At 65.0% G+C, this 14,072-nt stretch carries 10 protein-coding genes; 4 read left to right on the top strand and 6 right to left on the bottom strand.

Annotated elements, in window-relative coordinates; translation table 11 throughout:
• Positions 1-230: 230 nt before the first annotated feature.
• Entirely contained in the window at positions 231-1,628 is a 1,398-nt protein-coding gene (locus QMG86_RS11305; RefSeq protein WP_281880911.1) for an ABC1 kinase family protein, read from the bottom strand.
• Positions 1,629-1,802: 174 nt separating this feature from the next.
• Between QMG86_RS11305 and QMG86_RS11310 the strand changes: the two genes are divergently transcribed.
• Together QMG86_RS11310 and QMG86_RS11315 are read left to right on the top strand one after the other, a co-directional pair.
• Positions 1,803-2,465, top strand: coding sequence for a TetR/AcrR family transcriptional regulator (locus QMG86_RS11310; protein WP_281879376.1), 663 nt, complete (start codon positions 1,803-1,805; stop codon positions 2,463-2,465).
• Between the two features lie 742 nt (positions 2,466-3,207).
• Positions 3,208-4,317: a PucR family transcriptional regulator gene (locus tag QMG86_RS11315; protein ID WP_434086171.1), complete on the top strand. Its 1,110-nt coding sequence runs from the start codon at positions 3,208-3,210 to the stop codon at positions 4,315-4,317.
• 126 nt (positions 4,318-4,443) lie between these two features.
• Here QMG86_RS11315 and QMG86_RS11320 read toward each other — a convergent pair whose 3' ends face one another.
• From QMG86_RS11320 to QMG86_RS11340, 5 genes are all read right to left on the bottom strand, one after another.
• Positions 4,444-5,088: a TetR/AcrR family transcriptional regulator gene (locus QMG86_RS11320; protein ID WP_281879378.1), complete on the bottom strand. Its 645-nt coding sequence runs from the start codon at positions 5,086-5,088 to the stop codon at positions 4,444-4,446.
• Positions 5,089-5,170: 82 nt separating this feature from the next.
• Positions 5,171-5,794 carry a TetR/AcrR family transcriptional regulator gene (locus QMG86_RS11325; RefSeq protein ID WP_281879379.1) on the bottom strand — a complete coding sequence of 208 codons (624 nt, stop codon included), beginning with the start codon at positions 5,792-5,794 and terminating at the stop codon, positions 5,171-5,173.
• A 508-nt stretch (positions 5,795-6,302) separates the two neighbouring features.
• The gene (locus QMG86_RS11330; RefSeq protein ID WP_281879380.1) at positions 6,303-7,880 is read right to left on the bottom strand and encodes a DUF707 domain-containing protein; all 1,578 of its coding nucleotides are present in this window, start codon (positions 7,878-7,880) and stop codon (positions 6,303-6,305) included.
• Between the two features lie 9 nt (positions 7,881-7,889).
• Positions 7,890-8,969, bottom strand: a complete 1,080-nt coding sequence (locus tag QMG86_RS11335) for a glycosyltransferase (protein ID WP_281879382.1) — start codon at positions 8,967-8,969, stop codon at positions 7,890-7,892.
• Positions 8,970-9,003: 34 nt separating this feature from the next.
• On the bottom strand, positions 9,004-10,779 hold the full coding sequence (locus QMG86_RS11340) for a WXG100 family type VII secretion target (protein ID WP_281879384.1): 1,776 nt from the start codon (positions 10,777-10,779) through the stop codon (positions 9,004-9,006).
• Between the two features lie 475 nt (positions 10,780-11,254).
• Here QMG86_RS11340 and QMG86_RS11345 point away from each other — a divergent pair, with 475 nt between their 5' ends.
• Complete coding sequence (locus QMG86_RS11345) at positions 11,255-13,057, top strand: hypothetical protein (protein WP_281879385.1); 1,803 nt, start codon at positions 11,255-11,257, stop codon at positions 13,055-13,057.
• Positions 13,054-13,881 carry an ESX secretion-associated protein EspG gene (locus tag QMG86_RS11350; protein WP_281879386.1) on the top strand — a complete coding sequence of 276 codons (828 nt, stop codon included), beginning with the start codon at positions 13,054-13,056 and terminating at the stop codon, positions 13,879-13,881. The genes QMG86_RS11345 and QMG86_RS11350 overlap by 4 nt, the downstream gene beginning before the upstream one ends.
• Positions 13,882-14,072 lie beyond the last annotated feature (191 nt).

Genomic DNA, 14,072 nt, shown 5'->3' on the forward strand with positions numbered 1-14,072 from the left:
CAACGCGCCCGGTCGGATCTGCTTCGGTAATCGCATCGCTTTCGCGGTTTCCTGGCGGTGCCCTTCGGAGTCCGGGCTGAACTGCTATGCGTGACCATCTCCCCACTGCCCCCGCCGGTGTGACACACCACGAGCGCGTGGCACCGCCCGTCGCCGTCTGTCGGCCGAAAACATCGGCGAAGGTGGGTCGAGAAGCGGATCAACGTCTCCGGAGTTGGATGATGGCCTGGTCAGCGGTGGGAAGGAGGTCGCGACAGTCGCCTGGCTCGCCACCGTGCTGTTGCCCGTCCGATCTCGGTTGCTGGGGGCTCGCCGTAGAGCCATTCACGGGCCAGTCGATGCCAATTGTTGGTCGCGACGAGCTGACCGAGGGCGGCGAAGGTGAACAACTCCGCACGCTTGGAGAACACGTGCTCAGCCGGAAGCAGCTGATGCCGCATACCACGGAATTCGTCCGCTCTCGGATCGACGGCGAGCACCACTGCCGCGGTGGCGAGTTCGGGGGTGATCGTGATCTCCTCGTCGAGCAACTGCCAACCCGAGGCTGCCCACACGTACTCCAGGCATTCCTGCGGTGTGACGTCCGCGTCCGGGTCGATGATGCCGCGGCCGACCCACGCCTGGTACAGATCCTCGGCCCGGTGTTCCCCGGCTGCGAGCAGGGACGCGCGCTCGAACTCGACGTCCGCGGGGTTCATCCGGGAATAGAGCCCGAAATCCACGAAGGCGAGGCGACCGCCCCCGTCCAGAAGGATATTGCCGGGATGTGGGTCGCCGCAGAACTCGTAGTCGGAGAACAGCGAACCGATGTAGAAGCGGTAGATCAGCTCACCGATCCGGGCTCGGTCGGCGCCAGGCAGCGCCCGAATCTCTTGGAAGGGCCTTCCTTCGACGAACTCTGTCACAAGAACGTGGTGCGTGCAGTGTTCTCCGACGCTGTCGGGCACGGTGATGAACGGATGTTCGTGGAAGCGCGAGGCGACTTCGTGCTGCGTCCGCGCTTCGCGCAGGTAGTCGAGCTCACCCCCGACGTTGCGTGCGATCTCGTCCAGCACGGCGGCGTCGGCCGCGCTCGGCAGCACGGATCTGCACAGCTTGGCGAACAACTGCAAGTTACGCATGTCGGCCCGGACGGCCTCGTCCACACCGGGGTATTTCACCTTCACCGCGACCATGCGCCCGTCACGCAATCTCGCCCGATACACCTGGCCGATCGAGGCTGCGGCCACCGGCGTCTCCTCGAAATCGGCGAACACTCGCGCCACCGGTCCGAGATCGGCCTCGATGACCCTCCGCATCGCACTGAACGGAACCTCCGGTGCGCGATCTCGAAGTTCGGCCAGCTTCACCCGAAACAGTTCACGGTGGGACTCGGGAACGAGGTCGACATCGAGAACCGACAGCATCTGGCCCAGCTTCATCGCCGCGCCCTTCATGCCGCCGAGTACTGTGACCATTTGCTGCGCGGCTTGCAGAGCGGACCGCTCGGCGAGTATCTGCCGAGCTTGGTCCGGCCGGCCGATCATAGCCAACCGCGTCCCGACTCCACGCGCAGCTTGCCCGGCGACGAGTCGGCCCAGCCGAGTGCCCCGCACCAGTCGACCTCTGGGCAGCTGACCGCCCGCCATCAGCACCTCCGTGGGCTGGCCCATGACCTGCATCGCGTACCGCTGGTGTCGGCTGTTCCCCAACGTCGGCCGTCGATTCAACGGTCTAACAACTTACAACAAGCGGCAGTGATAAACGACAGCCGAAGTTAAAGTGAGCAAAGCTCATTTTCAGCGCGAAGACAGGGAAGTGTGATGCCGCGCAAGGCCGCCCGACAGCGACGTCGTCCGACTCAGCGGCGCGCGAAGGAAACGAGGGAGCGGATACTCGATACCGCAGCGCAGTTGTTCGGCGAGTGTGGAATCGCTGCAACCTCGACGAACCGGATCGCGGCGGAGGCCGGGTTGAGCATCGGCACGGTCTATCGGTACTTCCCCGATCGGACCGCGATCGTCGATGAGCTGCTCGAGCGCCTTCTCGAAATCGCGGAGCGGCGCTTCACGCACTGGGTGTCCGACTTGTCGCAGCGCCCGATTACCCAACTGGACCCCTCGGTTCCGAAGGTATCCACCGAGATGTTGGATCAGTTAGCCCAGGAGTTGGTCGCCAATGCGCATCTCGTACGCGCGCTGGGCGGCGAAGTCCAATCCCATGGCAGCCGCATTCCCGAGTTCGAACTACGTCTGCGTCCGCTGGTCAAGGTGCTGTTGATCCAGCTCCTCGGTCCGGGAGACGATGACAAGTATGACGTGATGGCATACGTGCTGATCAATATCGGCTTCGCGGCGGTGCTGCGCACAACGGCCCGGGAGGTCGACGACCACAAACGCCGCGAGGCCATCGCGATGACCGCTCAGATGATCGGCGCATGGCTCGAAACCGAAGTACGGGCAGTTCGACTGACGTCGCGACCCTGAGCCCTGCTGCCAGGACTGTGTGCGTGTCCTGCGAGCAGCCCCAGGAGGGCGTGACGATCGGCCAGGAATCGTAGGTGGCCGGGTCGGCCAACTCGTCCGGCCGCACTCGCGGGTTCGGTGTGCAACCAGTTCGAGCGCCCCGTCTGCGCTGGTGGGGTGGCAACAGATCCGTCCAACGGCGTCCATTGCCAACCGCTCGATCTTCGATCTGATGGACGGTCTGGTCGGCACCGAATCGGTCGTTCCGCCCGGCCCGGACTGCGGCGACCGGCGTCCACGGCTGGATCCAGTGGCAGCAGGATTGCCCACTCCTGGCCGACGTTCGGTGCGCGCTCGACTTGTGAGCGTTTATGGCAAAAAGTGAGCAAACGTCTGACGTAATCGCCGCAGAATTTCTACGACTGCCGGGGCGAACGGTGCTGTGCCGCAGGTTACTGCCGTGATTCACCGGCGTCGAGAGGTGGGGCAAAGAAGAGTGGAAGGTGAGTTCGACATCCTCTTATCGTTGGACCGACCGATCATGGACCGCAGGTCGAATGCGTGCGGCGTGGGAGTTCTGCCGCGCGGCGGCCGAACGCACCATCGGCCAGTAGAGCCGCAGCAACTGGGCGGAAGGGAGTCGACGATGACAACCAACGGGGCACTTCGGAATGGATCGACCGTCTCGGGCGAACCCGTGGCGTTACCCGCACGGGGCGTGCAGGGGGTGTCTCGGCAGCTGGCCAGGTACTCCATCGACAATGTGTCGACCGCCGTGCTGCCCGGTGACGATATCGCCCGGGTCTGCCTCGAGCTTTCGGTCAGCATGCTGGACGGGCAGGATATTCCGGCGAAGACCGGTCGGCTGGCCGATGCGGCAACCGAGTGGGCCCGGGAGGGCGTGCCGATCGACACGATCCTGCATGCCATCCATGAAGGATTGAAGCTGGGCATGGATCTCGTCTTCTCGAACGGGGCGGTGAAGGACTACGCCAATCTGGTGGACGGCATGAAACTGGTTGTGGAGACGCTCGACATCATGAGCGCCACTGTCGCCCGCGCTTACGTCCGTGAATCCAAGGCGGCGGTGAGCGACCACCACACCGCCGTCCACACGCTGACCTCCGCGCTGCTGGGGGGATACACCACCGCCGCAATGGTCCGCGCAGACGGAGTGGGCATCGCCGAGGAGTATTCGGTACTGGCGGTAGAAGTTCCGAAACACCCGGACGAGCAGCATCCGATGCTCGACGGCAAGGTCGTCGCCCGCCGCAAACTGCGCCGCCTGCAGGCCGAACTCGCTACCCGCTGCGGCGAGCACGCGCTCGCGCTGCTCAGTGTGGACGGCGGTACGATCCTGATCCCGACTGCGACGCTGAGCGACGAGCGCCTCGACGAACTGCTCGCCCAGCTGTCGGCGGCCGCGCGCGTACCGGTGACGGCGGTCGTTGTCACAGCGTCGGCTGCGTTGGTGCCCGGCGCAGCCGACCGCGCTCACGAACTGCTCGACACGGTGCGTCGGCTGCAATACGCCCCCGGTCTGTACCGTTTCGCCGATATGGCGCTGGAATACCAGCTGAGCCGGCCGGGTCCGGGTCGTGAAGCTCTCGGGTCGCTGCTGGACTCCCTCGACGATCATCCCGAGCTGTTCCAAACCTTGCGGAGCTATATCAGCAACAACCTCAATCGCCAACGCACCGCCCGCTCGTTGCAGATCCACACCAACACCGTCGACTATCGGCTCAGGCGCATCAGCCAAGTCACCGGACTCGATCCCACCACCACGTCGGGTGTGTGGCAGCTACGTTCGGCGCTCATCGCCCGCACGTTCACCAAGCGCAGCCATCCCGATTCCCATATCGACGCCGTGTGAACCCCAGACGGACATACTCGCCCTCTTCATCGGCCTGCCTCTTGTCGTGAGCAGGTTCGCGCGCGGCGTCAGTCGCTGAATGTGACCGCGACGCAGCCGAGCGGACAGTTTGCCAGCTGGGGTGCCTCATGGCGGCGGTGATACGGAGCTCGACGATGCCGCGATTTCGGCTTCGGCCCCTGCCGCGATCAGACGGGCGGTCATGACGATGACTTCTTGGCGCTCGCCGGTGTCGGCGTCGAGTAGCGCGGCGCGGACCGCGGCCGCGAAACCGACGTTTATCAGAACGAACGCTATCGCGTCCTGGCCGTTTTCATTCCCGGAGCCGAGTACCCGGATCAGCAGGACTTTCAGTAGCGCGCGCAGGCGTGGTTCGAATTCCGGGAGAGCACTGTTGTAGTAGGCCAGCCCTCCCGCCAGCGCCCGCACCAGTGGGGCGTTGGCCACCAATTCGTCGGTGATGGACTCGAGGATGGTGATGGCCAGTTCGAGAACGGTACTGCCGGCGGAATCGGACACGCTGTGGATGAGGTGCTGTTCGATATTTTCCAGCAGCCTTTCCAGCAGTTCGTCGACCATGACCGCACGGTCGGCGAAGTGCCGGTAGACGGTATTGACGCTCACCCCGGCCTCGGCGGCGATCCGGTTGGTCGAGGTATTGGCGATCCCGTGTTCCCCGAATAGGTGTGCGGCAGTGTCGAGAATGTGCTCTCTGGTGGCCTTCGCACGGTCCTGTATCGGACGACGAGTCGTTTTCTTCGCCGGGGTCACGTACCCGCTCCTGTCTGCCGACGCAGGAGGCCCGGCGTTGTGCGATCTGACGGTGCGTCGATTGCCAAGCGTTCGACCTGCGTCATGCCGAGCCTTGCGGGCGTTCGGATTCGATCCACGCGGCGACCGCACGCGCGGTGACGCTGAGAGCCTGCTGACGTTGCGAGTTGTCGATTTCGAGCACCGACGCGCGGAGCGCCGCCGCGATCCCGGTGTTGATCAACACGATGCTCATGATGTCGTATTTGTGGTCGTCGCCCGGTCCGAGCAGCTGGATGACCAGCACCTTGGCGAAAAGGCGTAGACGGAGTTCGAGTTCGGGGATACCGGTGTCATAGAACGAGACGCCGCCCGAGAGCGCACGTATCAGCTGGGCGTTGGCCATCAGCTCGTCGGTGATGACCTCCAAGATGGACGCCATCAGCTCTGCGGTGGTTTGCCCGGTGAGGCCGAAGACATGCTGAGTGAAGCGTTCTTCGGCATTTTCTACGAGCCGCTCGATCAGCTTGTCCACCATGACCGTGCGGTCGGTGAAGTACCGGTAGACGGTGCCGACGCTCACTCCGGCCTCGGTGGCGATCCGGCTGGTCGAAGTCTCGGCGATCCCGTGTTCTCCGAACAGGCGTGCGGCACTGTCGAGGATGTGCTCGCGGGTTGCCTTCGCCCGTTCCTGTGCCGGACGACGGGGCCCACTGTTCGGCGGCATGAGATACTCCTGCCTGCTGTCGCCGGGAAGGTCACCGTCGTCAACCCTACGGTCTTGTACCAGCGGCCCGGAACTGCCGCAACGAAGCGACGACTGGGGCGGGTGCTCCGACTCCGCGACGGACAAGTCCAACCGGAGGGGCACCTGCATAGGGCCAATAATTGCGTGAGGCGGGTGTGGGCCCACAAGCCTCGGTCTGCCCCACCACCCGAGCAGGCTGGATTCCGGCAACAGCTTCCCGATTGCCCATCCGTGTCCGGACGCGACTTCACCCACGCGAATCGGCACTCGTTTCCAGATCAGGGCAGGAACGCAAGAGGCCCACTTCCGGGTGCCCTCAGGTGAGGGTAGTGACCTCCAGAGTGCCGTCGTGGAAGGCGGCTCGCAGCTGCTTCTTATCGAACACCCACGACGATCAAATCGCGGCTGTACGGGGCGGGGATGGCGCGGATGAGACCGGTCATGCGATGTCCGGGTGGACTCCGGGGCACAGTAGGGGGTTCGGCCGTCAGGAGCGCAGCACTCGCAACGGGTCGATCCGCATCAATTCGCCGGCGCGGATCATGCGGTCGATCATGCCGTCGGATGGTATTCCGGCCTGGAAGCACGCGCGGGCTCCGGCCAGGTCACCGTGGGCGGCGGCGACCTGCAGCAACTCTCTCGAATGATTGGCGAACAGCCGGGCTGCTGTGCCGCCGTGTTCGGCGGCGTATTCCGCTCGTGCCAGCCACGCGTCGAACGTGGGGTACGGGTAGTGCAGGATCATCGGGGCGGTCACCACGCCGCGGCGTCCGGCGTATCCGGTGAACCCGTACCTGTCCACGGGGGTCACTGCTGGGCCGAGCCGGACGACGCTGCGGTTGGCCGGCGTGTCGAGGAAAGGCGACCGACCGCTGACCCGGAATACGGTGCAATCCCGGATCGGGTCGGCCACCGGAGTCGGCGATGGCACCGCTTCGTGTCCGAGGAAGGTCACCTGCCCCGCGCCGGGAATCTGCCAGCGCCGTCGGCCGTCGTCGTAGAAGACTTCGTCCGGGCCGAGTGGAAGCAACCAGGTCATGCCCGCCGCGCTAGCGGTCGAGACCGCGGCGGCGATGTTGGCGACCTCCTGATCGGTCGGGCCGCCGGGGGAGGATTCGTGGTCGCATACGACCACGGGATGCCCCTCGGCCAACCTGCTCAGCGCGGCTCGCGCAGCGGTGTCGTCGGTGTAAGCGATGGTCAGATCCATTTGGGCGGAATGGAACTGGATCCAGGCGTCCAGGTCGGGACGCCATCGGTCGATGGTGACGCACAGCGCGGTCGGTTCGCCGTTGCCGCTGCCCCGGCCCGACGTGTCGACGCCGCGGAGGACCCGTGTCGTCAGATCGGTGATGTCGTGGTTGGCCAGATAGTGGCAATACTCGGTGTAGGGATCGACCCCGGTCGCGCGCGCCGCCGTCAGGTTCGGGCCGCCGACCGGGCGCGTGTGCCGGACCGTCACCGCGTCGATGATGGCGAGCGCGGACGGATGCGGGGCCAGGCGCGGCCAGTGGAAGTCCAGACCCCACCCGGTCTGGGTGGTGTCGAAGGTCGGTAGGCAGCGCCGGAGGAACTCGCGGCTGAAACACGGCGCCATGATCTCGACGAAGTTCGTGTATCGCAGGTCGAACCGGCGATCGACCAGCGTTATCTCGTGGGTGAAGTAGCTGTCCTCGGTCAGCGCCGGTTGCGCCAGCGACAGTCGATAGCATGCCGTGTACTCGAACAGGGCGTTGATGGCATCGGTGTCGCACGCGAGATCGTCGTCGGGCAGCCAGACATAGTCGTAGCGATCGAGCACGTCGGCCAGGTCGACGGTTAGCGCACGGTGCAGCGCGGGCCATTTCGGACCCTTGTGGTCGATCCGGGTGACATCCTCGGCCCGGTAGCGATCGGGGTCGTCGCCGAAGTAGCTGATCACCAGATCCCAGGTGCGCGGCAGCCATCCGCTCAGCCACTGCTCGTGCAGCGACGCGTCACCGGCCCGGAGTACGACCAGGTTCCGCCGTGGTGTCGCGGCCGAGGCGGCGTACTCGGTGCGCGGTCGCAGCAGTGTTCTCGTCACGGTGACCTCCTATGTCATGTACCAGCCCTCGCCCCACAACGTCAGCAGGCGTTCGAAGTACGCCTCGTATTGCGGGGCAACGACATCGGTGGAGAATTTCGAGATCGCGTAGTCGCGAATCGCCCCGTAGTCCAGCTTGTCGACCGAGTCGGCGGCCACGCAGAACTCCCGGAGCGTCCGGCAACGGAAACCCTGCGCACCCTGCTGCACGGTCTCGGTGAACACCCCCCAGTCGGTGGTGATCACGGGAGTGCCACACAGCATCGCCTCGGCGTGCACCCCGCCGAAGGGCTCGAGGTAGAGCGTCGGCACGAAAACCGCACGGGCCCGGCGCATCAGCTCGCCCCGGCGGACATGGTCTACGATGCCGACATACTCGACGCACTCGGCGTCGGGGACGTCGCCCGCGCCCGCCACTACCAGCTTCGCCCCGAGCCGCGTGCAGGTGTCGATCGCGACCTGGATACCTTTGGCCTCCACGACCCGGCCGACGTACAGGAAGTAATCGTCCTTCTCCGCGGAGAACGGGAAGTCGGTGACTTCGTAGTAATTCGGGATCACGGCGTCGTAGAACTGGCCGCGTGTGCTCATGACACCGGGGACGGTGGTCCGCGAGCCGTAGACGGCGTGCATCCAGGCGTAGCTTTCGAAGACCCGGTAGTTCGCGAACACGCCGCTGTAGCCGATCCCGTACTCGACGGTCATCAGCTCCGGGAACAGGTCCGCGATGGGCTTCTGGCAGCTGCCGCCGAGGACCCCGATGAAGTCCCGTTCTCGTTTGCGTGCCGCGATCTCGGTGATGGCTCGCTCGTTCGAGGTGAGCCAGTGCGGGTCGTAGGGGTTCCACGTGAGATTGATCGGGTCTTTGTACACATCGTTGCCGCCGAACCATTCGGCTTGCTCGGCTTTCGTCACGATGGGAACGAACTCGGTGCACGCGGCGTCGTTTTCCTCACCGCCGTACAGGAACACTTCGTGCCCACGATTCGTCATCATCTCGGCGAAGCGACGGTTCTTCTGGGTGTACGCGCACGGCTGATAGTGTTTGGTGGTCTGGGTATTCGGAAAATTGACGATATGAAAACGCATCGAGCTCACGTTCGTCTCGGGGGCAGAGTGCTGCTCAGCGGTCGATGATGGGCCGGACCGACAGCGGATCGTCGCCCACGGCCTCCTCCAGGTGTTCGGGTCCGTCGAGGTAGGCCGCGCGTTTGCGCTCCTGCTGCTGTTGCCCCTGGCCGCCCATACCGCCGCCCATGCCACCCATCGGATACCCGCCCATTCCCATCGGATAGGCACTGCTCAGGGCGGCCGAGTCGCTGATCTCGGCCCGGGTAGTGGTTCCCTCGGATCGTGGGTTCGGGGATGTGGTGCCCGCCCGGGGGAACAACTTGTCGTCGATGGGGCTGCCCAATCCGGCACCGCCCCCGACCGATCCGCCGGCTCCGCCGACGCCCGCGGGGTCGACGAACCCGAGTGGTCCTGATGTTCCCCACGGTCCGGACGCACCCCACGGTCCCGAAGCGCCGAGCGCGCCGGACGCACCGAACAGTGACCCGGAACTCATGTTCGCCAGCATGTCGGCGAGAGCCGACAGCGGCCCGGTGGCGCCGCTCGTCGAGTTCATGGCGCCGGTGGGTGTCGTGTTGACCGAGGAGGGATCGACTGACCCGCTGGGTGTCGACGAACGCCAGTTGCCGCTGGGAGACGAGCCGCCACTGCCGAGGCCGGAATGTGAACCCTCGCCGTTTCCGTTTCCGCCGTTGTTGTTGCCGTTGTTGCTGTTGTTGTTGTTGTTGTTTCCGCCGGTGCCGCCGCCGTTGTTGTTGTTTCCGCCGGTTCCGCCGGTGCGGGTGATGGGGTCGGTGAAGAGGGGGATCATCGCGGCGAGTTGTGTGAAGCCGTCGACGTAGCCTTTGGCGCCGCCGCTTTCTTTGCCCTCCCACCAGGTCTGGACACCGGCGAGTGCTTCGGCGGCTTTCCAGTTGTTGACGTCTTTGACTTCTTTTCCGGTGTAGTGGAACTGGCTGTATCGGGGCAGGTGTCCCCACGAGTAGAGGTTGAAGTCGCCGGTGGCGGCGAGGACTTCGGCCATGGCATCCATGGCATCCTGCAGGTCGGCGGCCGATTTCAGATAGGACTCGATGTAGGCGGTTGCTTTGTCCGCTCCGGCGCCTTGCCAGTGGTTCTCCTTGAAGGTCGGCTGCAGGTTCATGCCGAAGGTCTGAACCGTGGAGTTCCATATCTTGGCCAGGGTGTCCCACCGGCCGGCCATCTCCCAGATCTTGCCGTCGTTGCGGTCGAACAGCTCGGCCACGTTCGCGAAGTCGAAATGAATCATCTTGTAAGCGTTTTCGATGGAGCCCTCGAGGGCCGCCTTGGCCCGGCCGTCGAAACTCACCCCGGACGCCCCCTTGGTCGGAGCAGGCGGACCGTGGGTCCACTCACCACCCGAGATCGGGTTGGCATTGCTCACCCGATCGGTCAGCCCGGTGATCCGGCCGGCCAGATCGCCGTCACCGGGCAGCTTGAAACTGTTCTCGTTCTCGCCCTCGGTGACGGCATACCGCTTGTTCGCGGCAGTGAACGTATTGCCCATGTCGGTCACGGTCGCCTGGTGCTTGCGCAGCACCGACGCCAGTTCAACCGCCTTGTTCCGGAATTCGGTGAACATCATCTGCATGCTGCCGAGCGTCGTCGTGTGCGGCCGCGCCGCGGGCCACGCCGGCTGGTTGTAGTAGGTCCAATCCATCAGGGGATTCCACGGCAAAGCCTCGATCGCCTTGATCAGACCCATCGTGTCCACCACCAGATCCTCGCAACCGGTGGTGAGCTTCTTCAGGGTCGCACCGTCCACATTGACCAGCTGCAGATCACCCTGTTGGGCATTCTTCAGCAAACCAGACCAATCCGTTTGGCCGCTTCCCGTCGCGCCCACCATGTGCTCCTACCGTCGATTTCCGTGCATCGCTTGCGTTTCTAGCATCGCCGTGCCGCGTCGGCCCGCGGCCGCGCAGCCGCGGCTTTGCCCGTACACCCTGCGTTCACCGTCGACCGCCATCGCGCATGCCGCGCCGGCCCCACGGACGCACCGGACCGCCGCCCGGGATCCCCGCAGTCAAGCAGCGGTCGTCGTGGCGAAATACGTTCCCGGCCAGTACTTCTCCCAATACTGCCGGGGTGCGCCCACGACCGGTGGATCGCCGGCGTCACGCGCCGCGCCGGGTGAACCTCCGGTGACCGATCGACGATCGGGACCGTCCGGGAGCGAACGATGAGTTCCGGCCGTGCTTAGGTGTCGGGCAGCGAGTGGAAATCGACGGTAGGAGCACATGGTGGGCGCGACGGGAAGCGGCCAAACGGATTGGTCTGGTTTGCTGAAGAATGCCCAACAGGGTGATCTGCAGCTGGTCAATGTGGACGGTGCGACCCTGAAGAAGCTCACCACCGGTTGCGAGGATCTGGTGGTGGACACGATGGGTCTGATCAAGGCGATCGAGGCTTTGCCGTGGAATCCCCTGATGGATTGGACCTACTACAACCAGCCGGCGTGGCCCGCGGCGCGGCCGCACACGACGACGCTCGGCAGCATGCAGATGATGTTCACCGAATTCCGGAACAAGGCGGTTGAACTGGCGTCGGTGCTGCGCAAGCACCAGGCGACCGTGACCGACATGGGCAATACGTTCACTGCCGCGAACAAGCGGTATGCCGTCACCGAGGGCGAGAACGAGAACAGTTTCAAGCTGCCCGGTGACGGCGATCTGGCCGGCCGGATCACCGGGCTGACCGATCGGGTGAGCAATGCCAACCCGATCTCGGGTGGTGAGTGGACCCACGGTCCGCCTGCTCCGACCAAGGGGGCGTCCGGGGTGAGTTTCGACGGCCGGGCCAAGGCGGCCCTCGAGGGCTCCATCGAAAACGCTTACAAGATGATTCATTTCGACTTCGCGAACGTGGCCGAGCTGTTCGACCGCAACGACGGCAAGATCTGGGAGATGGCCGGCCGGTGGGACACCCTGGCCAAGATATGGAACTCCACGGTTCAGACCTTCGGCATGAACCTGCAGCCGACCTTCAAGGAGAACCACTGGCAAGGCGCCGGAGCGGACAAAGCAACCGCCTACATCGAGTCCTATCTGAAATCGGCCGCCGACCTGCAGGATGCCATGGATGCCATGGCCGAAGTCCTCGCCGCCACCGGCGACTTCAACCTCTACTCGTGGGGACACCTGCCCCGATACAGCCAGTTCCACTACACCGGAAAAGAAGTCAAAGACGTCAACAACTGGAAAGCCGCCGAAGCACTCGCCGGTGTCCAGACCTGGTGGGAGGGCAAAGAAAGCGGCGGCGCCAAAGGCTACGTCGACGGCTTCACACAACTCGCCGCGATGATCCCCCTCTTCACCGACCCCATCACCCGCACCGGCGGAACCGGCGGAACCGGCGGAACCGGTGGCAACAACAACGGCGGCGGCACCGGCGGAAACCACAACAGCAACAACAGCAACAACAACAGCAACGGCAACAACACCGGCGGAAAAGGAAACGGCGAAAGCGGAAACAACAACAGCGGAAACAGAAACGGAAACGGCGGAAACGGAAACGGAGGCGGCACCGGAGACGGCAGCGGTAGCGGCGGCGCCAGTGGTAGCGGGGGTGGCACCGGCGGTAGCGAGTCGCACCCCTCGGGGCCGACCGGGAGCTCGGGCAACGGCACCGGCCCGGCGTTCGGACCGAGCGGCATGACCGGCGCGGGCACCAGTGGCGCACTGAGCGGTACCGACCTGCTCAGCCTCTTCTCCGAGGTGCTGCAACTCATCTCTTCCGCCATACCGACGCTCGTGCAACTGGGCAATCAACTCGCCGCTCAGCTCGGTCCCGGACTGCAGGCGCTGGCCAAATCCGTCGAGGACGGGGCGACGACGGTGAAACAGGCGCTGGCGGATGCGGCCGAGCTCATCGAGGACGAATTCGAGGAGTTCGAGGACCTGGTGGGCCCGCCTGGTGCGAGCGGGCCGGTCACCTTCGCCATCGTGCCGGAGATCGGCCGGGCCGGCGGCAATCAGCCGGAGTTCTTCGTGGACTTCACCTCGACGAGGTCGACCGACGCGGTCGCCGGCACCGAGGTCACGACGACCGGAGCACCTGGCATCAGTGCGGAGGGAGACCGATGATCGAGCGAACCTGGCGCCTGACCGGGCTGGAGTACCTGGTGATGCGCGAGCGGCTGGTCGGGCGCAGGATGAACTGGCCCTTCGCCTACCGCTCCGACATCCATGGGCATTACGACTTCCAGTTCGCCAAAGCCAGGGTCTGGGGCGAGCTGCAGGCGAGCTGGGATGCCGCCTTGGCCGATGTGCTGGTGAAATCGCTGCGCGCCGATATCCGCATCGCGCTCCAGGCGGTGGACCACAGCGCGCTCGAGGCTCTGGCTGGCCGAAAAGTACTGGCTGCGAAGCTATTCAATGACCGAGCGGTCCTTATCGAAGGATTCCACACCACGACCTTCGACAGCCACGACGAGCTCGAGATCACCGAGTGCACCGCCACCGCGCTGCCACGGCTGATCGTGGAAAAACTGCCGCCGGAACCGGCGGGTACCCAGTCCCGCGTGGAATTGCTGAACTCGGACACCGAAGCCGGGTTCGACCACTGGCACGGCCGCAACTCCCTCTACGACGAGGGCGATCGGGATATCGACCTGCGCGGTCGCCGATGGCAGGCCGCGCAGAAGGGGTTCGTGGGCGCCATGCAGATCACGCACGGCCACTCGACTTTCGGTCCGCGCGGACAGGTCACCAGGTGGATCATCTGGGAGGATCATCCCGGTGACGGACGTTATCTGATCGACCCGGGGCCGCCGGTCGCCGCGGTCGCCGTCGACGCGGACGGGCTGGGCAAGCTGATCGAGCGGGAGTGCGCGGAACTGATGCTCGTGCGCGACGACGAGTCGCGGCAGGGCGTCGCGCGGGCGAGTGTCTACGACGATGAGCTCTGATATGGCAGCTCCCAACGATCGCCTGCGCAGCGAGGCCGGTTCGTCGACGTGTTCTGGTCGCGGTCGATGCCGACGGTGTGCTGATCGATGTCGAGTTCGCGGCGACCATCGGCGCACTGGATCACGCCGCGATCACCGCTGCCTCGCGTGTGGGCGGTCGCCGGGATCGGCCCGCGAGGTCGTCGAGCTGT

It is taken from the genome of Nocardia sputorum, assembly GCF_027924405.1.
Lineage (GTDB): Bacteria > Actinomycetota > Actinomycetes > Mycobacteriales > Mycobacteriaceae > Nocardia > Nocardia sputorum.